The following is a 23,510-nucleotide window of genomic DNA, read 5'->3' as shown; positions in this document are numbered from 1 at the left end:
CGACGCAGGCGGCTCCCAGCGAAAGAACGAGCACGTCGGGCGCCGAAGACGGAGATGGATGCCCGTCGCGCTCGCACTTGCACTCCTCGGCGGCGACTCGCTCCTCGTTCCGGCGCTCGTCGTCGCGGTAGCGCTCGTCCACCTCCTCCCCGACGAGCTGCCGCTCTCGAGCGGGCTCTCGCGTCACAGCCTGCTCTCGGCGGCGGGCGGGGTCTCGATCGTCTACGCCTTCCTCCACCTGTTTCCCGAACTCGACCACCGGCGCGAAGCGCTCGAGGGCGTCGACCTCCTCGTCGGGTCGCTCGCGGGACACCACATCTATGGGCTTGCGTTCGCCGGCCTGGCGCTGTTCTACGGGCTCGAGCGCCTGGCCGCGATTTCGCGCTCACACGAGTTCGAACGCGATCTGGGGCCGTTCACCGATGCGCCGGTCCTCTGGATCCACGTCGGCGGCTTCGCCGTCTACAACGCGTTCATCGGGTACGTGCTCGTGCAGGGAGAGACAGGGACCGAGAGCACCGCGTTGTTCGCGGGCGCGATGGCGCTGCACCTGTTCGGCAACGACGCGGCGATGGAACACCACCACCGAGAGCCCTACCGTCGGATCGGACGCTGGGTGCTCGCGGGCGCGGTGTTGCTCGGCGGCGGGCTCGGCGCGGTTTACGCGATCGACGACGCCGCGTTCACGGTCCTGCTCGGTCTGCTGACCGGCGGGATCGTCTTCAACGCGATCAAGGACGAACTCCCGCGGACGGAACAGAGTCGGTTCTGGGCGTTCGCGGCGGGAGCCGTCGGCTACGCCGCGATTCTGCTCTCCCTGTAACGGTCCGGCTCGGCCCGTCGTCTCCCCGTCGACCGGAGCGACGGCAGCTTCCGGCTCCGTCCTTTTTGATCCAGCTGTCGTTCGTCCGATATGGACCTGCGACGGGCTGGCTCCGTCGCTCGAGACGTCGCGAACGTGATCCGCGAGCACAACGTGACGTTCATGGCGGGCAGCATCGCCCACGCCGCTTTCCTCTCGATCCTCCCTCTCCTGCTGTTGCTGTTCATCCTCGTCGGGGCGGTCGGCAACGACTACCTGACCGAGCAGATCACGGTGCTGGCCCGTCAGCATCTGAGTCCCGCGGGCGAAGGGCTGGTGTTCGAGGCGCTGACCCACGCCTCCGAGCGCGCCGGCGCGTCGCTGATCGGCGTCGCCTCCCTGCTGTGGGGGATGCTGCGGATCTTTCGCGGGCTCAACACCGCGTTCGACGAACTCTACGGCGGCGGAGAGAGCTCGTTTGCCGAAAAGCTGCTCGACGGTGTCGTCGTCTTTACCGTCATCCTGATCGCGACCGTTGGCGCCGGCGCGGTCGCGGCGACCCTGGCCACGGTCGACAGCGCGCTCGTCGAAACGCTCTCCCCGCTCGCGTTGCTCGTCGGCCTCTCGGTCGCCTTTTTCCCCATGTACTACGTCTTCCCCGACCCCGATATCGGCGTTCGTGAGGCCCTGCCGGGGACACTCGTCGCCGCGGCGGGCTGGGTCCTGCTCGAGGTCGTCTTCGGAATCTACGCCGGCATCGTCGACACCGTCGGCACCTACGAGACCCTCGGGGCGGTCATTCTGTTACTCGTCTGGCTCTATGGCAACGCCCTCGTCCTACTCGTCGGGGCGGCGATCAACGTCGTGGTCGGCGGCCACCACACCGACGGATCGGACCGGAGTTCGGGCGAGGAATCGGAGACGACGGAAACCGTTCGCGTGTCGTGATCCGTGCTACGCGAGCCGCCGAGCCCCACCCAGTCGTTCGGCGAACTGCCGTAGCTCGTCGGCCTCGAGGGGCTTGACGGCGTAGGTGTCAGCCCCCTCGGATTCGGTCCGGAGCGACTCCGCCTCGAGTCGCGACCCCGTCATTACGACCACCGAAACGTCGGCGAGGCGTCCGTCGGCTCGCAATTCGGCTAACACTTCCCGACCGTTTTTCCGCGGGAGATGCCAGTCGAGCAGGACCAGATCCGGACGCGGCGCGTCGGCGTACTCGCCGCGCTGGCGGAGAAACCGCAGTGCTTCGACACCGTCTTTCACGACGTGTCGATCGCTCTCCACCCCCGCCTCCTTCAGCATCTCTTCCGTGTATCTGACGTCAGCTGGATTGTCGTCGACTATCAGTAGATTTCGTAGCACCCGTTCCACCTCTCTTACAATCACTGAATATCCAGTAGCTAATAAATGTATTTCAATATCTCTGATTGTAGAACGTTGCTACTAGTTAGATAGGTTATAAATACAACCAACAGTAAGAGAATCGAGAACCGAGAGTGGACGCGATCGCCGTCTACTCTTCGAGGGTTCGTTGCCACTCCTGTACCTTCGAGAGCAGTTCCACGGGCGAGGTCTCGTTCACGTCGACGTCGGCGAGATCCTCGAGCACCCGCTCGGTTTCGGCGTCGATCGCTCCCGCGTCGTCGTCCTCGGCGCGCGATTCGGGCGATCCGCCGTCGGTGTTGGCCGCACCCCTGAACTGGCCGCTCGAGACGTCGAACACCGTCTGGACGGGCTCGCTCGAAGCGCCGCCTTTCGCCTCGATCGCCTTCTCCTCGCGCAGGCGCTCGAGGACGTCACGGGAGCGGTCGACGACGGGTTCGGGGACGCCCGCAAGGTCGGCGACGTGGATCCCGTAGCTGCGATCCGTGGGGCCGTCGCGGACGGTCCGCAGGAAGGTGACGTCGCCGTCGCGCTCGTCGGCCGCGATGTGGACGTTGGCGACTCGAGGGAGTCGATCGGCCAGTCCCGTTAGTTCGTGGTAGTGAGTGGCAAACAGCGTCTTCGCTCGGACCTCGTTGTGGAGGTACTCCGTGGCGGCCCAGGCGATCGAGATCCCGTCGTAGGTCGCGGTTCCGCGACCGACCTCGTCGAGGACGACCAGCGACTCTTCGGTGGCGGTGTGGAGGATGTTCGAGAGTTCGCTCATCTCGACCATGAACGTCGAGCGTCCCTGTGCGAGCTCGTCGAGGGCTCCGACTCGCGTGAAGATGCCGTCGACCAGCCCGATCTCGGCGCTCTTCGCGGGGACGAAGCTGCCGATCTGGGCCAGGAGCACGATCGCGGCGACCTGGCGCATGTACGTCGACTTCCCGGACATGTTTGGCCCGGTGACGACGAGAAAGCCCCGGTCATCGTCGAGTCGGACGTCGTTGGGGACGAACTCGGTCGTCTGCTCGACCACGGGATGACGGCCCTGCTCGATATCGAGGCGACCCCCCTCGTGTAGCGCGGGGTTCACCCACCGGTTCTCCGCGGCGTGGGTCGCCAGGCTCGCCAGCGCGTCGACGGTCGCGAGCGACCGGCCGACGTCCTGCAACAGTTCCGCGCTGGCGGCGACGTCCTCGCGGAGCGCCTCGAACAGCCCGTACTCGAGGTCGCCCCGGCGCTCCTCCAGCCGCAGCATCTCGCGTTCTTTCTCCTCGAGTTCGTCGGTCGTAAACCGCTTGGAGTTCTTCAGCGTCTTGATCTGCTCGTAGTGGTCGGGAACGCCGTCGGCTGCGGACTTGCCGACCTGGATGTAGTAGCCGTCGGTCTTGTTCCGGTCGACGGTGACGTGGCTCAGGCCGTGCTGGCGCTTCTCCCGGTCGGCGAGCCCCTCGAGCCAGCCTCGGACCTCCTCGTGGCGCTCGATCACCTCGTCGAGCTCCGCGTCGTACCCGTATCGGAACAGTTCGCCCTGGGTTACCGTCGACGGCGGCTCGTCGGCGATGGCGTCCTCGAGGATCTCGCGAAGCTCGCGGGCAGCATCTCGATCAGGACGCTCGAGAATTTCGGCGAGCGGCGAGTCGGCGAGATCCGGGTTCGCGGCGACGACGTCGGCGACTGCCGGCAGCGCGGCCAGCGTCTCACGAACCGCGACCAGATCCCGCGCGTCGGCGCTCCCGTGGCTCGCCTTCGAGGCCAGCCGCGCCAGGTCGTACGCCTCGCCGAGGACGTCCTGGAGCTCGTCGCGAGCCAGCGCGGCCGTCGACAGCGCGCCGACGCTCTCCTGGCGGCGCTCGAGGACCTCGATCGACCGCCGCGGTCGCTGGAGCCACTCCTTGAGCAGCCGACCCCCGGCGCTGGTCGTGGTGTGATCGATCGTCGCGAACAACGACCCCTCGCGCTCGCCCTGCATCGTCTCGGTCAGCTCGAGGTTGCGCTGGGTGGTCGCGTCGAGTGTGACGTGGTCGTCGCCGCGGTGGGCCTGGATACGGGTCATCGAGGCCAGCACGCCGGCGCCGGTCTCCTCGACGTACTCGAGGACGGCGCCCGCGGCCGCGACCGCGGACTCCCCGACGTCGAGGCGGGCGACGGTGCCGTCGCCGAACTGCTCGCGGACGGCGTGGTCGGCCCGCTTGGGCGCGAACGCCTCGGTCTCGTGAAGCGTGAGTGTCGCCTCGAGGCGCTCGCGAACCAGTCCGAGCAGGTCGTCGTCGGCCCGGACCTCGGGGCCCGGCAACACCTCGACGGGGTCGAACCGATAGAGTTCGGTGAGCGCCTCGTCGGCGTCCTCGGTCTCCGCGACGAGGAATCGTCCAGTGGTCACGTCGGCGAACGCGAGGCCGTACGCGGGGTCGTCGCGCCCGCCGGTGTCGGCGACGATCGCGGCCAGGTACTGTGCGTCGGCGTCGCTGGTCTCGAGTAAGGTGCCGGGCGTGACGACGCGGACGATCTCGCGGGCGTGCCCGGAGTCGGTTTCGTACTGGTCGGCGACGGCGACCCGGTAGCCGCGCTCGACCAGCGCCTTGAGGTAGGGTGTCAGATCGTCGAGAGGCACGCCCGCCATCGGGTACGACGAGCCGTGCGACGACTTCTGGGACACCTTGAGATCCAGTTCGTCGGCGACCATCTCGGCGTCCTCCGCGAAAAATTCGTAGAAGTCACCACACTGCATCGCCAGCAGGTCGGCCTCCGTCTCCTCCTTGAGCGAGAGAAACTCCCCCACGATCCCCGTCGCCTCGGTCATACGCGGAGCCTGGCGTTCCATCGCAAAAACCCTGCGGGATCCGCGGCGAAAGTGATCGGCGGGGCGACCGGAGTCGTGAGGGCTCCGGCTACCACGCGTTCCGCGGACGACTCGGTTCCGCGCTCGCGACGGTTCCGATCTCCTGACTGTCCTCGGCGCTTCGACGGAATACTATTACCCTCGCTGTCGTATGGTACTTACTCCTAGTATGGATCCGTCTCGCGACCACCGCGTGCTCGTCCCGGTCGACGTCCTCGGCGGAGAGAACGTCCCGCAAACGGTCATCGAGGCGTTCGCATCGGTCCCAGTCGTTCTCCTCGGCTACCGTGAAATCCCCGACCAGCTCGGGCCCGACCAGGCCCGCGACCAGTACGGGGCCCGCGCCCGCGACGAGCTCGACGAGCTCCACGGCGTGTTCGAGGACGCGGGCTGTCTCGACGTCTCGTCCCGACTCGTGTTCACCCGCGATCGCCTGAAGACGTTCGAACGCGTCGCCGTCGACGCCAACTGTGACGCGATCCTGCTGCTCAACCCCGCACCCGTGCTCGAACGGGTCCTCGTGGCGATTCGCGGCGACGTCAACCTCGAGTACATCGCCCGGCTGCTCGGCGCGTTGCTCGCCGGGACCGAACTCGAGGTGACGTTCTTCCACGTCGCCCCCGACGAGAGCGACCGGGAGCGCGGGACCGACCTCCTCGACGAGGCGATCGAGGAACTGGTTGCCGTCGGCGTCGACCGCGCTCGGATCGGGACCGACCTCGTCGTCGACGGCTCGCCGACGGGGGCGATCCTCGAGGCCGCGGGCGAGCACGACATGCTCGTCGTCGGCGAGAGCCGCCCATCGATCCGTCGGTACATTTTCCGCGACCGGGCGAAGAAACTGGCTAGAGAAACCGTCGACCCGGTACTCGTGATTCGTGGGGAGTACCTCGAGACGGACGACGGTGACGACGAAGACGCGAGCAGTGAGACGGTCGAGACCGACGATGTCGACGTGATCGAAGACGGGTCCTGACCCGTTTTCAACTCGGCGTCGGCAGGACGAAGGCGCCGACGGGCGGAACAGGCCGAGAGCGCCGTGTCGCTCGGAAGTGGGTGTCTTCCTCAATCACGAGCGGTGTGGCCTCTCGACCGACTCGACTCCGGACCGGTTCACCGGAAGAACCAGGGATAGCTGCCCTCCCCCGAGTGGAACTCGCCGGAGACGGTTTGCCAGTCGTCGTCGACGGATCGATCGACCGCCGAAACGCGCCCCTCGTAGTAGTTTCGGCTCCACCCGCCGGACCACCAGCTGTTCTCGCCGGTGTGATCGACGACGAGATCGATCGACGCGTTCTCGGCACCCATTCCGTCGATCATGACGCGGCTGTCGAACGCGTAGCTTTCCGCCCGGTCCGCCCAGCCGTCGTGGCCCGTGTAGGGGACCTCCGTCAGGTTGTAGGCGGGTGCGATGACCGGTTCGGAACCGCGAGGAGATCGGGTTTCGACGGGATCGTCCGATTCGACGACGGTGTGTACGGATATCGTCCCCGTCGTCCGCTCCGGGAAGGCAGCCTCGTCGTCCTCGAGGTCACCCGGTCCGGGCGGGACGCCGTCGTCTGCCGGTCGATCGGCCGGACGGTCCTCCAGCGTCACCCTCGAAAGGTGGACCTCGAGCATCGGCCCGTGTTCCGTCTCGGTCACGTCGACCGTCCACGAGTCGACGGACGCGCCGTCGCTGAAGACGGAAAACTCGTCGACGACGACACCGTCCTCGCCGACGGGAGCGGGGAGGTGAAGCGTTAGCTCGTCGACCGACTGGTCCGTCGTGACGCTGGCGTCGTACCGATACTCGCTCGAGTAGGAGTTGTACGCCATCGCCGTCGCCGCTGTGAAGACCACGCCGGCCAGGAAGACGACCACGAGTGCGATCACGAGCCCAACGACGCCGACGAGTTTCACGACTCGACGAACGTCAGTCTCTTCGGAGAGAGCCATGGGGGAGAACGGCACCGAGAGCACATAGGCTCGCATGGAGCCATGGTGACATCGGGAACGGGCTGTGGTAGGCCGCTGGAGCGCGTCCTCGGCTACGACTCCTCGGTGTTCGCCGTTCGATCGTCCGGGTCCTGGTCCGGATCCTCGTCGACTTCGTCGACGTTCCGGACGACGAGGACCGGGCCGACCGACTCGGCCGCGACCCGTTCGGCGTCCTCACCGAAGACGAGCGTCAGCAGTGACGGGGCTCGCTCCCCCATCACGACGGCGTCGTGGTCGACCGCCGCGTCGACGAGCGCCTCGAGCGGCGGTCGGTCGGCGGCGAGTTCGGTACCCACATCGATGCCGCGAGCGGCGAGGGGGACGGCGGCCGTCTCGAGCAGTTCTCGGCCCGCGGGCTCGTCGTCGGTCGCCAGAAAGAGCGTGACGCCGATCTCCCGGTCGCCGACCAGTTCCCCGACGAACGAGACGATCCGCTCGACGGCGACGTCGCCGGTGAGCGCCACGAGCAGTCGGTCGATCGGGCCGGTTGCGCCCGGAATCGCGTAGACTTCCGATCTCGTTTCCGCGGCGATCCGATCGAACGTCTGCTCCCGGTCGTGGGTGAAGACGAGGCGGTAGTCGGCGGTCCCCTCGGCCGCCCCGAACTCCGTCGCGAGATCCTCGAGCGCGTCGGTGGCACGCTCGCCGTACTGGTCGCGGGCCTGGTCGGGCGGCGTCTGCTCGGGCAGGACGTGATAGCCGAGTACGGTGACGTACATCGGCTCGAGCAGCGCCGTCAGCCCGGCCGAGACCGATTCGCCCTCCAGTACCGCCAGTGGAACGAGTATGCGTGTCATAGTGCACCTTTCAGGTCGACGTCGCGAGCGTAGTAGAAGTACCATCCGGCCGTCGCGATCATGATTCCGACGCCGACGAGCTGCGAGGTGGGCTGCATGAACCCGATCAGCGCGAAGCTGGCGACCGCCCCGATCGCCGGAACGATGGGATAGCCCGGCACCCGGAAGTCGGGATCGTACCACTCGGGCTCGTCTCGTCGCAGCGCGATCAGCGCGACGCAGATCAGCCCGTACATGATGAGATGCAGGAACGAGGCGACCTCGGCGAGCAGTTCGACCCGTCCGGTCGCGGTCAGGACCAGGATCGGCCCGCCGGCCATCCCCAGCGCGACGTGAGGGGTCCCGTACCGGAGGTTGATCCGGCTCGCGCCCCGTGGTAGTAGAGCGTCCTTGGAAACGGCGTAGATGGCCCGCGACGTGCTCAGTACCGACGCGTTGGCACTCGACATCGTCGCGAGCAGACCGCCGAAGACGATCGCGAACGCGCCGACTGCACCGAGGTAGTGGCGCCCGACTTCGACCATCGCGGTCTCGCCGAACCCCGCGAGCTGCTCGCTTCCGAACGCGCTCGTCGCGACGAAGATCGTCGCCACGTACAGCACGCCAACGATCAGCACCGAGCCGACCATCGCCAGCGGCAGGTTTCGCCCGGGGTCTTTCATCTCCCCGGCGACGGTCGCCACCTGCGCGAAGCCGAGGTAGGAGGTGAACACGAGCGCCGCCGTCGTCATTACAGGGACGGCCCCGAAGGGGGCGAACTGCTCGGGCGCGGTCGGCTCGCCGACGAGTCCCGCCGCGTCGAGCCCGCCGTAGCCCAGAAACACGACGAGGATCGACAGCAGCAGCGCGACGATCCCGTTCTGGAGCTTTGCCGCGTTCTCGGTCCCGGTGACGTTCAGGACGGTGAACGCTGCGCCGAACAACAGCGCAAGCGGGATGACGAGTCCCTCGCCGACGGCGACGCCGAGTTCGGCGAGCGTATCGACGGCGTAGTAGCCGAAGCCGACGAGGTAAAACGCCGTCGCGAACACCAGCCCGAACCACAGCGAGAGGCCGACGACCGCTCCGGCGAGGGTGCCGAGTCCCCGCGAGATGAAGTAGTAGCCGCCCCCGCTTTTGGGCATCGCCGTCGCGAGCTCCGAGGCCGGCAGCGCGACCAGCAGGGCGACGACGGCTCCGATGGCGAACGAGGCCGCCGCAGCGGGGCCGGCCTGCCCGGCAGCCAGTCCGGGAAAGACGAAGATACCGGCACCGATCATCGTCCCGATACCGATCGCCAACCCGCCGGAGAGCCCGAGCGTTCGCTCGAGTTCGGCGTCGTCCGTGATCGTCACCTCCTCCGTCTCGACGGTCTGCTCGACCCGCGGGGACTCGCCTTCGATGTTGGTTCCTTCGTGCGACGGCTCGTCCATGAACGTCGATATTTTAGCGGGACGTATATTTCTGCCGCGAGCGATCGCAACCGCTTCGATCCGCTCGTGCGTTCAGAACAGCAGCCCGCCGATCGGGACCGCTCTCTCCCGATCGGGCTCGACGAGGATCGGATACCCCTCCTCGTCCGGGACGCCGACCGTCAGCGCCTCCGATTTGAACCCCGCGATCCGAACGGAGCCCAGGTTCGTCGCACACAGCACCCGTCGTCCCTCGAGCTCGTCTGGGTCGTAGTGGTGATCGAGCTGTGCGGCGGACTGGATCTCGCCGCCCTCGTCGCCGAGGTCGATCCACAGCTTGGTCATCTTCGGCTTGTTCGCCTCGGGGAACGACTCGGCCTCGAGGACTTCGCCGACGCGGATCTCGACGTCGAACGGATTCTCGACCATACCCCGACGGCGACTCGCGATCGCATAGTTCTAGGGCCGACAGCAGAATCTGCCGACGAGCTGTTGGTGGTCCGAACGTTCAATATCGTTGCTACGAATGGGGACGTATGGATCGCCGTCGACTTCTCCGTTCGGCCCTCGGCACCACGTTCACAGCAGCGCTGGCCGGCTGTGCGGCCTCGCTCGAGGACCGATTCTCGGATCCGGGCTCGATCGACGGCCGCGATCCCACCCCGCTGACAGACGGGACGAACGCCTGGCCGAGTGAGGGGTTCGACGCCGAGAACACGGGGTACAACCCCGATGCCGAACTGCTCGAGGTACCCCCGGACGCGACGGCGATCACCGGCGAGGGGTCGGGGATCGAGACCTCGCTGGGCGGCGGCGTCGCGGTCGCCGGCGACCGCTGTTACTTCGGCTCCGGGGGCGACGTCGTCTGCTACGCGACGACGGGACGACGTCGCTGGGCGTACGAGGCCGACACCGCAGCGGGGGTCCGCTCGGTCCCGTCGCTCGCGGAGGACGTCGCCTACGTCACCTCGGACAACGGGACGTACGCGCTCGACGCCGCCGACGGCGAGGAGCTGTGGACGACCGACGCGTTCGTCCGCTGGGGATCGCCCGTCCTGACCGAAGACTATCTCTACGCGCTGGGCGGGTCGGGTATCGTTGCGCTCGATCCCGAAACCGGCGCGACGGCGTGGGAAGCCGATCCGCCGAATCCGCGGGCGCTGGCGGTCGCCGACGGAACCGTGTACATGACGAGCACGAGCGACGACGGCGGTGCGGCCGCGGTCGCCGACGGCGAGGTCGTCTGGAGCCGCGAGGACGTCACCGACTGCTTCGAACCCCCCGTCGTCACGGACGAGTTCGTCCTGGCTAGCTCGAGGGACGGTCGACTCACAGCGCTCGACCGCGTGGACGGGACGACGGTCTGGAGCCACGACCGCGGCACGACGGGCACCACGCAGCCGGCCGTCGGGCACGGTCGGGTCTACCTACCGAGGGAGACCCGGTCGCGAACGGTCTGTCTCGACCTCGAGTCGGGCGAGTCGCTGTGGACGCTCGAGACGGACTTCTACAGCGACCAGCCAGTCGCCGTCGCCGACGGCGTCTACTTCGGGACGCCGAACGAGGGACTGTTCGCGGTCGAGCCCGACGGCACGGTCCGGTGGCACGACACGGAACTGCGAACCGATGGGCGGATGGCCGCCGTCGGCGAGACCCTCTATGCGGTCTCGTTCGGCGGTCCCTTCGGCAGCGGCGATCTCCACGCGCTGACCCCCGCCGAGGGAAGTGACTGACCTGGCGGCGACTCACTCGAGGCGATCGCGCAGCTCGAGCGTTCGCTCGGTTAGCACCTCGGCGTCCTCGGCGACGAGCTTCACCGTCGCCTCCTGCCCGACGTCGGCGGGGTCGACCACCGCGTCCGGCGACGTCTCGCGGTCGGCGAAGACGTCCTCGTCCGAACCGTTCTCGACGACGAGCCAGCCCAGTTCCTCGAGCGCGTCCTCGATCCCCCCGTCGAACCGACAGTTGACGGCGAACCGGAGCTCCGGCGCGGATTCGCGGGCTGCGAGCAGGAACGCGGCGAGGTGGCTCGAGGCGCCGAAGCGAACCCCGCGGTTCGGCTTGACGCCCTCGAGCGTGCGCGCGATCCGGCCCTCGACGGCGGCCGTCTCGGCGACCGACTCCGCGTAGGGGGTCGCGCCGACGACGTTCATCCCGACCTCGGGGACGAGCCCCGAGACGTCGCGATCGACGAATCGATCGACGACTTCCTGAACTGCCTCGGCGGTCGGCTCGCGGGCGGCCGCGTTCCGCAGATCGACGGCGTGGTTGACCGCGCCGTGGCCCTCGCCGACGTCGTAGTAGTACCGGACTGCACGGGCGAGGAAGTCGGTCGCACCCTCGACGGCCGGCTCGAGGGACTCGCCCTTCGACAGCCGTGCGGCGATCGCCGCGGCCAGCGTGCAGCCCGAGCCGTGGGTCGCCTCGGTGCCGATCCGCGGGTGTTCGAACGTCCTGACCCCCTCTTCGGTGACGAGGCGGTCCCGAACCGTCTCGCCGGGGACGTGACCACCCTTCACGAGAACGGCGTCGACGCCGGTCTCGAGGATCGCTTCGCCGGCCTCGCGAGCGCTGGCGGCGTCGACGACCTCGATACCAGTCAGCACTTCGGCCTCGTCGGCGTTCGGGGTCGCGAGCGCCGCCTCGCCGAGCAGGTCCTCGTAGGCCTGCTCGGCCTCGGGCTCGAGCAGCCGATCGCCCGAGGTCGCGACCATCACGGGGTCGACGACCAGCGGGAACTCGAACTCGGGTGCCCGGTCGGCGACCAGCCGGACGATTTCGGTGGTCGCGAGCATGCCCGTTTTCGCGGCGCCGACCGCGAAGTCGCCGGTGACCGCGTCGAGCTGGGCCTCGACTTCCTCGAGCGGGAGCACGAACGACGATTCGACGCCGCGGGTGTGCTGGGCGGTGACCGCGGTGATCGCCGACGTCCCGAAGACGCCGTGGGCAGTCATCGTCGCGAGATCGGCCTGAATCCCGGCGCCACCGCCGGAGTCGCTGCCCGCGATAGTCAGTGCCACGGGACGGGAATCGGGTGCTGGCGTTCTCATAGGTGTGGCTATCGCTCCGTTGTACTAATCGGTAGTGGTCGACACGGGGGGAGTCGACGTCGAGGGAGTGGTCGATCCGGCATTACCAGTTGTTGGGTGTGATTTCTGTATCGTGCGAATTTGCTACGTACAGGTGCCCACGTACCTTTTTCCGCCTCGGGATTCCTCGCTGCGCTCGGAACCGCTCGGCGCAAAAATCTACGCTAAAAAGGCCGCTCGCTCCCGATGGTCGCTCGCGGGTGCTACGCTTGCACTCCGCCCGCAGCGATACCGCCTTAGCCTATACGTAACGGGTTCCTGGAACGAGATCCCTATCGAAAACAAGAAGCTGGTAGACCGTGTCCCCGATCAGTTCGCCGAGCCCGAGACCGAATCGGAACTCGAGCCCGACGGATCGTCGTCCCGCGGGTCGTACTCGTGTTCGCGGAGCAGATCCGGCTCGACGTCCCGGAGGACGGCTTCGTGGGTTGACTCGAGTACCACTGGGGGCGCACAGCCTTCCTCCTCGGCCTCGAGCCAGCGCCCCAGGCAGAGACACCAGCGGTCGCCGGGCTCGAGCCCGGGGAACTCGAGTTCGGGCCGAGGCGTCGTGAGGTCGTTGCCGCGGGCCTTGCTGAACTGTAAGAACTCCTCGGTGAGGACGGCACAGAGTTCGTGACGGCCCCGGTCGCCCTCGACGCGTCGACAGCAGCCATCCCGCAGAAAGCCGGTCATCGGGTCGGTGCTGCAGGGCTCGAGTTCGGTGCCGAACACGTTCCGATCGGTGGTCATACCGAACCGTCGGACGGAGCGCGGAAAAACGTGGTGTCGACAGGACCGTGCGTCGCGGTCGGTTACAGTGGTTCAAGGAGGAAGCCAACGACCTCAGCCGTGGGAGGAAGTCAGCACGGCGGTCGCAGGGAGACCGTCATTCCCGCGTGTGTGACTCCAGGCTCGGCGGGCTCACCGGTTCGAGGTCGCGCTCGGTGAGATACTTCTCGAGGAAGGTCGTCCGCTCGCGGACCTCCTTTGGTGCGTGGGCGTCGGTGCCGAGTGTTACCGAGACGTCGTACGTCTGGAGGGCCTCGAGGAACTCCTCGGATGGGTGGACGATCGACTCCTCGCGGGTCGCCCGGCCGGCGTTGATCTCGGGGACCGTCCGCGAGTCGTCGAAGGCCCTCGCGACCCGCTCGTAGTGGTCGGTCGTCGTCCGTCCCTGTAACGGTGGCGTACGCTCGATCAGGTCGAGGTGAGCCGCGACGTCGAACAGCTCCGAGTCGATCAGCGCGACCAGCCGATCGATGTAGTCGTCGACGACAGTGTCCCGGTCGGATTCGGAGAGCCCCTCGAAGTTCGAGGCCACCTGGACGTTCTCGCCCTCGATGGCGTGGACGCTGCCGATCGCGTACTGGAACTCCGCCTCCTCGAGGAAGCTCTCGATCTCGGCCTCGTCCCGGGGGTCGTAGTCCATCTCGACGGCGTCGTAGACGTCGATCCCGGTACGCTCGCGGACCTGCTCGATCGCGTCGCGGCGTCGCTCGTAGGTGAGATCGAGGTTGAACCCGTAGCGGTTGCGGGTGGCGTTGGCTCCGTCGCGTGCGCTGATCGAGCAGTGGTCGGTCAGCCCGATCCCCTCGAGCCCCGCCTCCTCGGCGGCCCGCACCATCCCCGGCAGAAAGGAGCCGTCGGAGTAGTTCGTGTGGGCGTGGAAATCGTACATACCGGGTCGACGGAACCCGAATAGTTGGTCGTTGCGCTCTCGATACCGGTGACGGGTCCGACCGACGTCGTCAGTGGTCGTGATCGTGGTCGTGGTCGTGATCGTGACTGTGACCGTCGCCGCTGTCGCCGACGTCGCCGCCCGCGACGAGCGCGTCGTGGTCGCCGTCGATCATGTCCATGTTCTTCAGGTTGTCCCGCTCCTCGAACTCCTCGACGGCGTTGAGCAGATCCTCCTGAGTGAGCATGGTGCGATCCTCGGTCAGCGCCTCGAGGACGGCCTCCCGGAGCACCATCCGGAGGTCGCTGCCGGTCATCCCCTCGGTGGCGTCGGCGATGAGTTCGGGGTCGAACTCGTCGATCCGCATCTGTCGGGTGATGACCCGGAGGATGTCGGCCCGCATGTTGTAGTCGGGTTTGGGGAAGTTGACGATCTCGTCGAAGCGCCGCCAGGCCGCGGCGTCGAGCTGGTCGGGGTGGTTCGTCGCCCCGATCAGGAGCACGTCGTCCTGGATCAGCGAGATGTTGTCGATGCTCTTGAGCAGCGTATTCACAGCGCGCTTCAGGGCGGCGTGTTCGTCGCTGCGCCGCGTCTTGGCGACGAAGTCGAACTCGTCGATAAAGAGGATACACGGCGAGAGTCGCTTGGCTACCTCGAAGGTCTTGTCGACGTTCTTGGCCGTCTCGCCGAGGTACTGGCTCGTGATCATCGAGAGCTTGACCTCGACGAACGGCAGGTCCATGTCCTGGGCCAGCGCCTGTGCGGTGGAGGTCTTCCCGGTGCCCGGCGGCCCGACGAACAGCAGTTTCCCGATCTCGCGCAGGCCGATCTCCGCGAGGTAGTCCCGATGTTCGATCGCTTTCGCGATCTTGTCGATCTCGGCCTCCTGGCCCGCAGTCAGCACGAGGTCGTCGAGCGTAACGTCGACCTCCTCGGGGGCGCGGACGTCGACGAGGTCGAGCATCTCCTCGTCTTCCTCCTCATCGAAGTACTCCTCGAGCAGGCCGTCGATCCAGACCCGGTCGGCCTGAATCGGCCGGTTGCGCTCGCGTGCGTCCTCGTGGCTGACGCCGACGTCGTACTCCTCGTGTTCCGCGAAGTGTTTCGAAAGCGTCGGGTTCTCGAGCAGCCGTTCGTCGTCGGCCCGATCGAGGTACCACTGTTCGGCCATCCCCTCCTCGGTGAACGTGATCGTTCCGGAGAACTCGTCGCGATCGGTGAACATCAGCCCCGAGACGGCCTCCCAGGGTCGGTCGACACCCGTCGCCTGTCGTATGGTAGTGTTGGTCGCGGACAGCGGACGGGTGATCCCGCCTCGGGTTCGACCGCCATCGTCGTCGTCCTCGCTGTCGTCGCTCCCGCCCGTCCAGAAGACACGGCGGTACGACGGCGGGAGATCGTTCTCGTCCAGCGTCCTGTCGTCCGAATACACGCTCGTCGTGAGCACGAACTCGACGACATCGAGCGCTGCGTCACTCATTCCGTCAACGTATTCTCTACGCACCCTTAACGTCGTCGTCACGCGGCGACGCTCGCGACCCGGCTCGAGCGGCACAACGGTTTTCGTCCATTAGCTCACACACGTACGCATGAACGTGTTGCTGGGACTGGCCGGAAGCGACGAATCGATCAAGGCGTTGCGCCGAACGATCGAACGTACCGACGACGTCGGCGACGACCTCACCGTCGCGGTCCTCGAGAAGGGCGACACGGATCGCTCTCAGGAGGAGATGTACCGCCAGGCCGAGAAGCTGCTCTCGGAGGCCGACCTCGACGCCGAACTCGAGCGCCTCGAGGGTGATCCGGGTGCTTCGCTGGTCGACTACGCCGAACAGGGCGAGTTCGACCAGCTGGTAATCGGCGGCGGCACCGTTAGCCCGATGGGGAAGATTCAGCTGGGGTCGATCACGGAGTTCGTTCTGCTGAACGCCCCGACGACGGTCAAGCTGGTGCGATAACGATGCCCGATAGAGTGTATCCCGACACGGCGTCGGGGTCGTTTCCCGCCCCGCCGTCGACCGCCGAGGATCAGTCGGGTCGGGAGATCGAGTTCCGGCCCGTCGACGAGTTCGAGGGCGAGGTGCTCGACGACACCGTCCAAATGTACGTCGAGTTCGATCCGACCGACCGCGCCCAGGGGATTCCGCCGACTGGCGAGGAGCGGATCCGCAACTGGCTCGAGACGATCGCGGAACACAGCGTCAACGTCGTCGCTCGACACGGCGAGGACGTGATCGGCCACGCCGTGCTCGTCCCCGACACCGACGACCCCGGCTCGATCGAGGACGTCGACGGCGTCGAGTGGGAGCTGGCGATCTTCGTCCTCCAGGCCTACCAGCAGTCGGGTATCGGCACGCAGTTGTTGAAACAGCTGCTCGGGCACGCGATCGAGCTGGGGATCACGCACGTCTGGTTGACCGTCGAGCGCTGGAACACGCCCGCGATCGCGCTGTACGAACGCGTCGGGTTCGAACCCACCGGCACGGAGAACTTCGAACAGGAGATGGGGATCCTGCTCGACTGACGACGGTCGTGCGTTCGGCAGTCGGAACGAGTGCGATAGCACACAGCGATTCGTTCCGTATAGTTCGAGCAGGCAAGGAGCAGCGATCGATTCCACCGATAGCTGTCAAGAGCAGCCTGCTGAGTATAGAGAACGTATTCATCAGCCAGAGTTTCCTCCAATTTGCCGCTATTGAAGTGAACGAGGAGGAAGAGCGCTAGTCGGTCTGTGGTCCAATGAGGCCGAGCTGTTGCATCGCCCCGAGGTAGTCAGCCTGTCCGTGCTCTTCGGTGATTTTACCGTCTTGAACCGTGAATACTGTTGTTCCGGTATACTGTGCTTTTTCACCGGAAGCCTCTGGGAGAGTTCCTATTGGAAGCTCCCAAGAGCGGCCGGAGTGTGTTCCGCCACCTTCCCAGAGCGCGACCACGCGATCACCCTCCGCGATCAGTTCGTCGGTCAGTTCGAACCCTCCTTCTGGGAACCTCTCTTTGTATCCAACAATGCGCTTCTTGACTTCCTCACACCCCCGTACTTCACCGGCTAGCGGGTAGCACCATCGGATGTCGTCTGCGGCGAGTTCGTCAACAACGTTGGGATTCAACTCACCCCAGAACTCACTCCACCAACGGGTGACGATCTCTTTGTTCGTTTCAGTCGCCGAGGCTTCTGCCATTAGTGGGTCACCCTGATCTACTACGGGACACGCTCAGATAGACTCATCTGGTGAAAATCCGGCAGAGAGTGAACGGAAAGACAAGAATCTCCAAGGAATTGCTCAGTGAGCAACATGCGCTCCGTATTCAGCACGACCACCGATAGCTGATAGAAGCGACAGCGTTAGGTTCGCCTACCGACGCAACGGCCGAATCGGCGGGGTCCGGAAACGAAAACGTGCTGCGCTCTTTCGCTACACCGAGAGCACGGGCTGGCTGGCGTAGGAGAGGACGTACTCGGCGGCCTTCTCGAGGATCTCTGCTGAGGCCCCGGTGACTGGCTCTCGCGGCAGGACGATGAAGTCGGCGTCGACGGCGTCGGCGGTGTCGAGCACGACGTTACCCGGGTGACGTGTCTTGCGCGTCGTCGAGAACCCGTGATCGACCGACGTCGACAGCGAGACCCCCTCGCTGTCGGCGATGTGGCTGATGTCCTCGAGAAAGCCCCGCGTGCTGTCGGCGACGGCCTCCTCCTCGACGGTGCCGGCGTCTATCCCCTGTACGACGCCGCGGCCGAGCACGAACAGCGCGTGGACCGACGCGTCGTAGCGGTCGGCGACGGCGACGGCGTACTCGACGGCGGTCGCGGATTCCTCGCTCCCGTCGACCGGTGCGAGAACCGTGTCGACGGTAAACGACTCGCTGGCGTCCATACGCGGCAGTGTGTGTTCCGGCGTCAAAAAGACTCCCCACGGCGGCGGGTTCGCGAAGCCCCGCGTCCCGGGTGCGGGTCGGTCGTTCTCCGGGATCGGCTCGAGCGCGACGGGAGCGTTTAAGCCCTGGCGCCCGTACGTGTCGGCTATGTTCGATACGGTCGTCGTCGCCACGGACGGCTCCGACAGCGTCAACCGCGCGGTCGACGTCGCGCTCGATCTCGCCGAGAAGTTCGACGCCGAGATCCACGTGCTCTCGGTGATCGACGCCAGCGAGGTCGACGCCTCGCCCGAACAGCTCCGCGAGGAGCTCCGAACGGCCCTCGAGACGACCGCCGACGCCGCGCTCGCGTCCGTCGAGGAGCGAACCGACGGAGCGGTGACGACCGCAGTTCGGGAGGGCCGACCCGCCTCCGAGATCTGCGAGTACGCCCGTGAGACCGACGCCGACGTCGTCGCCACCGGGACCCGCGGCCGCCACGGCGAGAACCGCCTCCTGCTGGGCAGCGTCGCCGAGCGCGTCGTCCGTCGCTCGCCCGCGCCGGTCCTGACGGTCCGCCAGCTCGAGACGGCCGACGACGGCGCCGCGGCCTGATCTGCCTCTCGATCGGCGGTTACTTCCCGCCAGCCCCCTCAGTGGGTGGCATGTACGAGGATCTCATCGACAGCGCCGACTTGCCGACCGCTCGCAAGTCGGTGCTCCCCGGAACCGGTTTCTTCCTCCCCGACGACCTAGAGGAGGATCTTGAGGACGAACAGACCAAGGCCGCCCTCGAGGGCGCCGAGGTCGCGGTCGTCGCCGACGCCGACGCCGACGGGCTGGCCTGCGTCGCCCTGCTCCGGGAGGCCTACGACGACGTCCGGAACGTTCCCGAACCCGACACGGGCGAGGACGAGGTCGACGCGGACGCCGAGACCGCGGACGACGCTCACGAAGAGAACCTCGCGCTCGCTGCGGGGGAAGCCGACGACCCGCTCGCCGAACCCGAGCCGACGCCCCACGGCGTCGCGCTCATCCCCGCGAGTCCGCACAACGTCGAGGACGCTCTCGCGCGGGTCGCCGAGTACGGCGACGAGGGGATCGATCTCTTCGTCTGTGACCTCTGTCCCGATCGGTACGAGTACGTCGACGAGGAGCTCGATGCAGCCCTCGAAACTGCTGAACGGGTCTCGTGGTACGACCACCACCAGTGGGGCGACGACGTCGCCCAGGCGGTCCGCGACGCAGGGGTCGACCTCGTCGTCGGCGACTCCGAGGAGGAGTGTTCGGCCGACGTCGTCTACCGCTCGCTCGAGTACGACTTCTCGCCGATGTACGAGGAACTCGCGGCGGTGACGCGGGATCACGACCTCTGGCTTCGCGAGGACCCCCGCAGCGACGACCTGGCGGACTACGCCTACTGGACCGACCCCGCCGAGTACGTCGAGGTCGTCCGGGAGTACGGCGTCGACCTGCCCGAGTGGGTCCAGGAGTTTCTGACCGAGCGCCGCGTCGAGAAGGAGGCCCTGATCGAGCAGGCGGTCGGTCGCTCGGAGTTCCGCGAGATCGGCGGCTACACCGTGGGGATCACCTACGGACGCTGTTCGCAAAACGAGGTCGCCGAGACGATGCGCGAGCGGGGGGCCGACGCCTCGATCATCGTCAAACCCGCCGGATCCGCCTCTATCCGGGGAACCGACGAGTTCGAGCGCTGCCACGAGGTTGCGGGCCAGGTAAACGGCGGGGGCCACCCCAAGGCCGCGGGCTGCAAGCCCGACATCTACGACGACATGCTCGACTACGCGATGCACTGGACCTCTCGGGGCGCGGTCGCGAAGCAGGTGTTGCTCGACGCGTTCCGCGACGTCGCGGAGTCGGCGGACGAAGACGAGCCGTCCGACGACGCGTAGTCCCTCGAGAGCGATCGGGACCGAGGACGCGTTCTCGCTTTCGGCGTCGGAGTCGACTACGTCGTGGCGTCCCGTCGCCCGACGACGTTCGACGAAGTGATCGACAGCACGGTCGCGTCGTCGACGACGACGCTCCGACCGAACGTGACGTAGCCGCGATCGGATCGGCTCTCCGACGGGGTCTTCTCGAGCACCTCGACGCGAACGCGGAGCGTCTCCCCGGGACGGACCGGCTCGTGCCACCGCAGGTCGTCCATCCCGAGCCCACCCATGTTCGCGACGCCGTTTTCCCCCTGAACGACGTCGGTGACGAACAGCCGAACCGACAGGCAGAGCGTGTGCAGCCCGCTGGCGACCAGTTCGCCGAACATCGACTCCGCCGCCGCCTCCTCGTCGACGTGGAACGGCTGCGGATCGAACTGTTCGGCGAACTCGACGATCTCGTCTTTCGTGACGGTGTAGCCACCGGTTTCGAAAACGTCGCCGACCGTCAGATCCTCGTAGTAGCGTGTCACGACGAACGGTTCCACGAACGGGGACCTAAATCGGCCGGTGAGAGCTACTCCTGGGAGAGGACGTAGGCCCGGACGAGCTGCAGGACGTGGACGAACACCCCGGCGACGGCGACGTAGACGCCGATGGTCTGCAGGCCGACCGAGGCGTTGTGATTGTCCCGGACCTGCCAGATCTCGTAGCCGAGCCGGAGGACGAAGCCGAGGAAGAACAGCGCGAAGCCGACCAGCAGCAGCTCCGGGAGGACGAAGCTACCGACGAGGATCGTGAGCAGCCCGCCGATGAAGGCGTACGTCGAGAACCGCCCCCAGTGCTCGAAGGTGATCGAGCGGGCGTAGACGTACCCCGAGATCAGGGCCATCATGATCGCGGTGATGACCGCCGTGATACCGAGGATCGTCACCCGGAGATCGGGCGGGGCGAACGCGATCACGCCCGCGCCGAAGGCGGCGAACGCGACCTGGAGGATCACCATTCCGAAAAACGCCGTCCCCATGTTGTCGTTCTTGACGCCCCGTTCGGCGATCAGGTCGCCGATCGTGATCGCCGCACCGTAGACGATGACGCCTACGATCGGGACTGAGAACACGAGCTGGTTGACCTCGGCGATCGGGGTCATCGCGAAGGCGTACATCAACGCGATCGTGACCGCCATCAGGCTGCTCGCGCCGCCGACGACCGTCACCTCGCGGCGCGACAGCCCGAAGCCGCGATCGGTCTTCTGTGGCGTCTCGAAGGAGCTCATTGCGCTCGAGTAGCCGGGCCGTCAGGAAAAGGCTGCTCCTTGGCGCTGCTCGTCGCCGTCCAGGTCGTCGGTCGGTGTGCGTCCTCGAGTTGCGGGTCGGGACGGCGAGAGTCGGTCGCGACTCGCGTCGTGGCTCGTCCCTACGAGTCGGCGACGTTCCAGCGATCCGAGTAGGCCGTTCCGCAGGCACACTGCGCGTAGGCGTGGACGACCGCGCCCTCGGCGTAGATCCCGCCGACGTCCTCGTTCTGTTCCTCGGCGAACGCGAAGACGAACTGCGGCTCGTGGTCGCCGTCCTCGTCGGCGTCGGGACACTCGCCGCTGGTGAGGTCGTCGTTGATCTCCCCCTCCTGTTGCATCGCGGTCTTGGCGAAGCCCATCGCGTCGGTGTCGGTCGCCGCCTTGAACGCGTTCCGGCCGCTCTCGCCGTCGACGATCATCACGATCCCGTTCTCGACGGGGTCGCCGAACTTCTCGAAGCGCTCGTCGGCGACGTACGAATCGGCCAGGAACAGGGCGACGTCCTCGGGTCGCTCCCCTGCCAGAAACTCCTCGCGTGGATCACTCATACGGCGCTATCGACGCTCGAGCGGGAAAAAGGACGCGTCATCCCCTCGCCTCGAGGTCGGCGTGCTCGAGCATCAGTCGCAGCGTCTTCTCGGGCGAGAGCTCGTCGTCGAGCTGGGTCGCGTACCAGGTCAGCAGCTCGGCGAACACCTCGCGGACGTCGCTCGAGGCCGCGCGGTGGCGCGCGACCTCGCCGTCGACCTTCAGCGCGATGTCGACCGCGTGGGGCTGGGGGGGTGTCGGCGAGGCCGGATCCGACGTCGGAACTCGAGTCCACGGTTCCGCCGCGGCCGTCGGTCACCACCGTGTTGGAGAACTCGCTCGAGGGATCGTCGCCCTCGGAGCGAACCAGAAAGCGGTTCTCGCCGAGCTCGTCGACCGCGTCGGTCTCGAGCGAGAGCTCCTCGGGGGTGAGCACACCCTCGTCGTACGGGAGGTCCTCGCTCATGGCTGGTCAGTCGCTCTCGTTCTCGAGGACGTCGTCGCTCGCGTTGGCCGCGGTCTCGTTCGCGTCGCTCTCGTTGCCGACGGCCTCGACGTCGTCCTCGTAGACTTTGGTGTTCATGATGTTGCTCCAGAGGGTGATCTGGTCCATGTCCAGCTCTTCGGATTCGTTGCCCACGCTCGAGTTCGTCGACTCGTTGGCGTCGGTCTCGTCGCCCTCGCCCTCCTCGTCGTCGAACCGGTGGACCCACTCGCTGTCGATCCCCCAGCCAAGCGCCTGCTCCTCGAAGGGGTCCGCGATCTCGCTGTAGAGGTACTCGATCTCCGAGCCGCGGTGGATCAGCGCCAGCTTGTACACCTCGTAGATCACCATGATCTCCTCGTCCGACTCCTCGATCGTCTCGGCCTCGGAGTCGTAGGTCAGGAACAGTTCGTCGTCCTCTCGAGCGAGTTCCTCGACCGCGACGTCGTTGTCCTCGAGGAAGTAGTAGAACTCCTCGGGGGAGCCCTCTCGAGGCTCGGACGGTTCTTGTGGCGTGATCTGTCCGGTGGAGCCGGTACAGCCTGATAGCCCTACCGCTGTTACAGTGGCGGTAGTGGTGAGGAAGCGGCGTCTCGAGGTGCCGTCGTCGATCATACTCTCAGTGGTTAGTATACGTGTAAAAATCTCTGGACGATATCGAGCGGTGAGTCGTAAGAAACCGCTATTCCACGCGAAAGAAATCGAGAATACCATGCTACGGAGAGCCGATTAGACGTCAGCGATCGTCTGAGAGTCGCTGACCGTCTGTGGCATCGTCACTCCGTAGCTGAACTGCGCACCGGACTGGTCGACGAGCATAACGGTTGCACTGTCTCCTGGTTCAAGCGCATCCGTCTCTACGTCTGCATCATCGAAGTCAATCTGGAGTTCGATCCGGTCGCTGGTTTCCGTCAGCGCATCAGCATCGCTATCGTCAGTACCCGCTTCGGTAGTGAACCCTTCCCCGTGTGCTAACGTCAGGGAATCATCCGAATCAGTATACTGGACGGTGACCGACTCCATGTCGATCACATCCGATCCAGCGGACTTCTTCACGATGAGATTGAGGTCATCGAAGTCACCCTCATCATCGGTGTCTTCCGCATATGCGTGAACGACTTCGATCTGGTTCGCTACTGCCTGCTGGGTTTCTGTACCGGTGTCGGAGGCCTGGCTCTGGAGCGAGCCGGCCGTATTAATTAGAACCCCGGCCGCGATCGCTGCGACCAGGACCATCGCGATGAACACGATGAGCGTTCCGATTCCGACCTGACCTCGATTATCGTCGTTTGCGATTGTTTCGAACATTGGTTAGACCTCCACAACGTCACCGTCGAAGGTTGCTGGCACGGTCACTCCGTAGGAGAACTGCGCACCGGACTGATCGACGAGTTCGATCGTTGCACTATCTCCGGACTGGAGCTCGTCTGCATCTTCAAGGTTAGATTCCATATCAATGGTTATTTCAATTCGATCACTGGTGTCGGTGAGCGCTTCTCCGTCACCATTTGTATCAGCTATAGTAGTG

At 66.2% G+C, this 23,510-nt stretch carries 25 protein-coding genes and 1 pseudogene; 8 read left to right on the top strand and 18 right to left on the bottom strand.

Annotation, left to right across the window (positions count from 1 at the left end):
• The first annotated feature begins 58 nt into the window (after positions 1-58).
• The gene (locus QA609_RS09660) at positions 59-823 is read left to right on the top strand and encodes a hypothetical protein (protein ID WP_278302396.1); all 765 of its coding nucleotides are present in this window, start codon (positions 59-61) and stop codon (positions 821-823) included.
• 90 nt (positions 824-913) lie between these two features.
• Positions 914-1,750, top strand: coding sequence for a YihY/virulence factor BrkB family protein (locus QA609_RS09655; protein WP_278302395.1), 837 nt, complete (start codon positions 914-916; stop codon positions 1,748-1,750).
• A 6-nt stretch (positions 1,751-1,756) separates the two neighbouring features.
• Here QA609_RS09655 and QA609_RS09650 read toward each other — a convergent pair whose 3' ends face one another.
• Both QA609_RS09650 and mutS read right to left on the bottom strand, forming a co-directional pair.
• Positions 1,757-2,164, bottom strand: a complete 408-nt coding sequence (locus tag QA609_RS09650; RefSeq protein ID WP_278302394.1) for a response regulator — start codon at positions 2,162-2,164, stop codon at positions 1,757-1,759.
• 151 nt (positions 2,165-2,315) lie between these two features.
• The gene (mutS, locus tag QA609_RS09645; protein ID WP_278302393.1) at positions 2,316-4,973 is read right to left on the bottom strand and encodes a DNA mismatch repair protein MutS; all 2,658 of its coding nucleotides are present in this window, start codon (positions 4,971-4,973) and stop codon (positions 2,316-2,318) included.
• A 208-nt stretch (positions 4,974-5,181) separates the two neighbouring features.
• Here mutS and QA609_RS09640 point away from each other — a divergent pair, with 208 nt between their 5' ends.
• A complete protein-coding gene (locus QA609_RS09640; protein ID WP_278302392.1) occupies positions 5,182-5,988 on the top strand; it encodes a universal stress protein in 807 nt (268 codons plus the stop codon).
• 137 nt (positions 5,989-6,125) lie between these two features.
• Here QA609_RS09640 and QA609_RS09635 read toward each other — a convergent pair whose 3' ends face one another.
• From QA609_RS09635 to QA609_RS09620, 4 genes are all read right to left on the bottom strand, one after another.
• Positions 6,126-6,950, bottom strand: a complete 825-nt coding sequence (locus QA609_RS09635; protein ID WP_278302391.1) for a hypothetical protein — start codon at positions 6,948-6,950, stop codon at positions 6,126-6,128.
• 92 nt (positions 6,951-7,042) lie between these two features.
• A complete protein-coding gene (locus QA609_RS09630) occupies positions 7,043-7,789 on the bottom strand; it encodes a universal stress protein (RefSeq protein WP_278302390.1) in 747 nt (248 codons plus the stop codon).
• The gene (locus QA609_RS09625) at positions 7,786-9,201 is read right to left on the bottom strand and encodes an APC family permease (protein WP_278302389.1); all 1,416 of its coding nucleotides are present in this window, start codon (positions 9,199-9,201) and stop codon (positions 7,786-7,788) included. The genes QA609_RS09630 and QA609_RS09625 overlap by 4 nt, the downstream gene beginning before the upstream one ends.
• A gap of 72 nt (positions 9,202-9,273) precedes the next feature.
• Entirely contained in the window at positions 9,274-9,609 is a 336-nt protein-coding gene (locus tag QA609_RS09620) for a tRNA-binding protein (protein WP_278302388.1), read from the bottom strand.
• A 107-nt stretch (positions 9,610-9,716) separates the two neighbouring features.
• On the opposite strand from QA609_RS09620, the gene QA609_RS09615 reads away from it, so the two are divergent.
• Positions 9,717-10,913, top strand: a complete 1,197-nt coding sequence (locus QA609_RS09615; RefSeq protein ID WP_278302387.1) for a PQQ-binding-like beta-propeller repeat protein — start codon at positions 9,717-9,719, stop codon at positions 10,911-10,913.
• A gap of 12 nt (positions 10,914-10,925) precedes the next feature.
• Here QA609_RS09615 and thiD read toward each other — a convergent pair whose 3' ends face one another.
• The 4 genes from thiD to QA609_RS09595 all read right to left on the bottom strand — a co-directional run bounded on the left by thiD (position 10,926) and on the right by QA609_RS09595 (position 15,409).
• Positions 10,926-12,230 (bottom strand): bifunctional hydroxymethylpyrimidine kinase/phosphomethylpyrimidine kinase, encoded by a 1,305-nt coding sequence (gene thiD, locus QA609_RS09610; protein ID WP_278302386.1) that lies wholly within the window; start codon positions 12,228-12,230, stop codon positions 10,926-10,928.
• Between the two features lie 348 nt (positions 12,231-12,578).
• Complete coding sequence (locus QA609_RS09605) at positions 12,579-13,001, bottom strand: DUF2237 domain-containing protein (protein ID WP_278302385.1); 423 nt, start codon at positions 12,999-13,001, stop codon at positions 12,579-12,581.
• Positions 13,002-13,137: 136 nt separating this feature from the next.
• Positions 13,138-13,929 (bottom strand): PHP domain-containing protein, encoded by a 792-nt coding sequence (locus tag QA609_RS09600; protein ID WP_278302384.1) that lies wholly within the window; start codon positions 13,927-13,929, stop codon positions 13,138-13,140.
• A gap of 70 nt (positions 13,930-13,999) precedes the next feature.
• Entirely contained in the window at positions 14,000-15,409 is a 1,410-nt protein-coding gene (locus QA609_RS09595) for an ATP-binding protein (protein WP_278302383.1), read from the bottom strand.
• 109 nt (positions 15,410-15,518) lie between these two features.
• Here QA609_RS09595 and QA609_RS09590 point away from each other — a divergent pair, with 109 nt between their 5' ends.
• A complete protein-coding gene (locus tag QA609_RS09590; protein ID WP_278302382.1) occupies positions 15,519-15,887 on the top strand; it encodes a universal stress protein in 369 nt (122 codons plus the stop codon).
• Positions 15,888-15,889: 2 nt separating this feature from the next.
• The gene (locus QA609_RS09585; protein ID WP_278302381.1) at positions 15,890-16,453 is read left to right on the top strand and encodes a GNAT family N-acetyltransferase; all 564 of its coding nucleotides are present in this window, start codon (positions 15,890-15,892) and stop codon (positions 16,451-16,453) included.
• Between the two features lie 196 nt (positions 16,454-16,649).
• Here the strand turns inward: QA609_RS09585 and QA609_RS09580 are convergent, their stop codons facing one another.
• Both QA609_RS09580 and QA609_RS09575 read right to left on the bottom strand, forming a co-directional pair.
• Positions 16,650-17,108 carry an ester cyclase gene (locus QA609_RS09580; RefSeq protein WP_278302380.1) on the bottom strand — a complete coding sequence of 153 codons (459 nt, stop codon included), beginning with the start codon at positions 17,106-17,108 and terminating at the stop codon, positions 16,650-16,652.
• Positions 17,109-17,342: 234 nt separating this feature from the next.
• Positions 17,343-17,801, bottom strand: a complete 459-nt coding sequence (locus QA609_RS09575) for a universal stress protein (protein ID WP_278302379.1) — start codon at positions 17,799-17,801, stop codon at positions 17,343-17,345.
• A gap of 148 nt (positions 17,802-17,949) precedes the next feature.
• Between QA609_RS09575 and QA609_RS09570 the strand changes: the two genes are divergently transcribed.
• Together QA609_RS09570 and QA609_RS09565 are read left to right on the top strand one after the other, a co-directional pair.
• Positions 17,950-18,396 carry a universal stress protein gene (locus QA609_RS09570; RefSeq protein ID WP_278302378.1) on the top strand — a complete coding sequence of 149 codons (447 nt, stop codon included), beginning with the start codon at positions 17,950-17,952 and terminating at the stop codon, positions 18,394-18,396.
• Between the two features lie 50 nt (positions 18,397-18,446).
• Positions 18,447-19,691 carry a phosphohydrolase gene (locus QA609_RS09565; protein ID WP_278302377.1) on the top strand — a complete coding sequence of 415 codons (1,245 nt, stop codon included), beginning with the start codon at positions 18,447-18,449 and terminating at the stop codon, positions 19,689-19,691.
• A 56-nt stretch (positions 19,692-19,747) separates the two neighbouring features.
• Here the strand turns inward: QA609_RS09565 and QA609_RS09560 are convergent, their stop codons facing one another.
• The 6 genes and pseudogenes from QA609_RS09560 to QA609_RS09535 form a co-directional block, all read right to left on the bottom strand.
• The gene (locus QA609_RS09560; RefSeq protein ID WP_278302376.1) at positions 19,748-20,221 is read right to left on the bottom strand and encodes a MaoC family dehydratase; all 474 of its coding nucleotides are present in this window, start codon (positions 20,219-20,221) and stop codon (positions 19,748-19,750) included.
• Positions 20,222-20,250: 29 nt separating this feature from the next.
• Positions 20,251-20,949, bottom strand: coding sequence for a hypothetical protein (locus tag QA609_RS09555; RefSeq protein ID WP_278302375.1), 699 nt, complete (start codon positions 20,947-20,949; stop codon positions 20,251-20,253).
• A 140-nt stretch (positions 20,950-21,089) separates the two neighbouring features.
• A complete protein-coding gene (locus QA609_RS09550; protein WP_278302374.1) occupies positions 21,090-21,518 on the bottom strand; it encodes a DUF5807 family protein in 429 nt (142 codons plus the stop codon).
• A 452-nt stretch (positions 21,519-21,970) separates the two neighbouring features.
• On the bottom strand, positions 21,971-22,597 hold the full coding sequence (locus QA609_RS09545; protein WP_278302373.1) for a hypothetical protein: 627 nt from the start codon (positions 22,595-22,597) through the stop codon (positions 21,971-21,973).
• Positions 22,598-22,711: 114 nt separating this feature from the next.
• Positions 22,712-23,290: an archaellin/type IV pilin N-terminal domain-containing protein gene (locus tag QA609_RS09540; protein ID WP_278302372.1), complete on the bottom strand. Its 579-nt coding sequence runs from the start codon at positions 23,288-23,290 to the stop codon at positions 22,712-22,714.
• A 3-nt stretch (positions 23,291-23,293) separates the two neighbouring features.
• Positions 23,294-23,510: pseudogene (locus QA609_RS09535) on the bottom strand (flagellin); the annotation flags it as partial.

It is taken from the genome of Natronococcus sp. A-GB7, from assembly GCF_029688865.1.
GTDB lineage: Archaea > Halobacteriota > Halobacteria > Halobacteriales > Natrialbaceae > Natronococcus.
Note: the sequence above shows the minus strand (reverse complement) of the source record. Positions and strands in the feature narration are given on the sequence as shown.

Coding starts and splice junctions, on each gene's coding strand:
- QA609_RS09635 (WP_278302391.1), bottom strand. CDS start 6,950: ATGGCTCTCTCCGAAGAGACTGACGTTCGTCGAGTCGTGAAACTCGTC.
- QA609_RS09625 (WP_278302389.1), bottom strand. CDS start 9,201: ATGGACGAGCCGTCGCACGAAGGAACCAACATCGAAGGCGAGTCCCCG.
- thiD (WP_278302386.1), bottom strand. CDS start 12,230: ATGAGAACGCCAGCACCCGATTCCCGTCCCGTGGCACTGACTATCGCG.
- QA609_RS09545 (WP_278302373.1), bottom strand. CDS start 22,597: ATGATCGACGACGGCACCTCGAGACGCCGCTTCCTCACCACTACCGCC.
- QA609_RS09615 (WP_278302387.1), top strand. CDS start 9,717: ATGGATCGCCGTCGACTTCTCCGTTCGGCCCTCGGCACCACGTTCACA.
- QA609_RS09565 (WP_278302377.1), top strand. CDS start 18,447: ATGTACGAGGATCTCATCGACAGCGCCGACTTGCCGACCGCTCGCAAG.
- QA609_RS09600 (WP_278302384.1), bottom strand. CDS start 13,929: ATGTACGATTTCCACGCCCACACGAACTACTCCGACGGCTCCTTTCTG.
- QA609_RS09555 (WP_278302375.1), bottom strand. CDS start 20,949: ATGAGCTCCTTCGAGACGCCACAGAAGACCGATCGCGGCTTCGGGCTG.
- QA609_RS09580 (WP_278302380.1), bottom strand. CDS start 17,108: ATGGCAGAAGCCTCGGCGACTGAAACGAACAAAGAGATCGTCACCCGT.
- QA609_RS09540 (WP_278302372.1), bottom strand. CDS start 23,290: ATGTTCGAAACAATCGCAAACGACGATAATCGAGGTCAGGTCGGAATC.
- QA609_RS09620 (WP_278302388.1), bottom strand. CDS start 9,609: ATGGTCGAGAATCCGTTCGACGTCGAGATCCGCGTCGGCGAAGTCCTC.
- QA609_RS09590 (WP_278302382.1), top strand. CDS start 15,519: ATGAACGTGTTGCTGGGACTGGCCGGAAGCGACGAATCGATCAAGGCG.
- QA609_RS09655 (WP_278302395.1), top strand. CDS start 914: ATGGACCTGCGACGGGCTGGCTCCGTCGCTCGAGACGTCGCGAACGTG.
- QA609_RS09575 (WP_278302379.1), bottom strand. CDS start 17,801: ATGGACGCCAGCGAGTCGTTTACCGTCGACACGGTTCTCGCACCGGTC.
- QA609_RS09605 (WP_278302385.1), bottom strand. CDS start 13,001: ATGACCACCGATCGGAACGTGTTCGGCACCGAACTCGAGCCCTGCAGC.
- QA609_RS09630 (WP_278302390.1), bottom strand. CDS start 7,789: ATGACACGCATACTCGTTCCACTGGCGGTACTGGAGGGCGAATCGGTC.
- mutS (WP_278302393.1), bottom strand. CDS start 4,973: ATGACCGAGGCGACGGGGATCGTGGGGGAGTTTCTCTCGCTCAAGGAG.
- QA609_RS09570 (WP_278302378.1), top strand. CDS start 17,950: ATGTTCGATACGGTCGTCGTCGCCACGGACGGCTCCGACAGCGTCAAC.
- QA609_RS09660 (WP_278302396.1), top strand. CDS start 59: ATGCCCGTCGCGCTCGCACTTGCACTCCTCGGCGGCGACTCGCTCCTC.
- QA609_RS09585 (WP_278302381.1), top strand. CDS start 15,890: ATGCCCGATAGAGTGTATCCCGACACGGCGTCGGGGTCGTTTCCCGCC.
- QA609_RS09550 (WP_278302374.1), bottom strand. CDS start 21,518: ATGAGTGATCCACGCGAGGAGTTTCTGGCAGGGGAGCGACCCGAGGAC.
- QA609_RS09640 (WP_278302392.1), top strand. CDS start 5,182: ATGGATCCGTCTCGCGACCACCGCGTGCTCGTCCCGGTCGACGTCCTC.
- QA609_RS09595 (WP_278302383.1), bottom strand. CDS start 15,409: ATGAGTGACGCAGCGCTCGATGTCGTCGAGTTCGTGCTCACGACGAGC.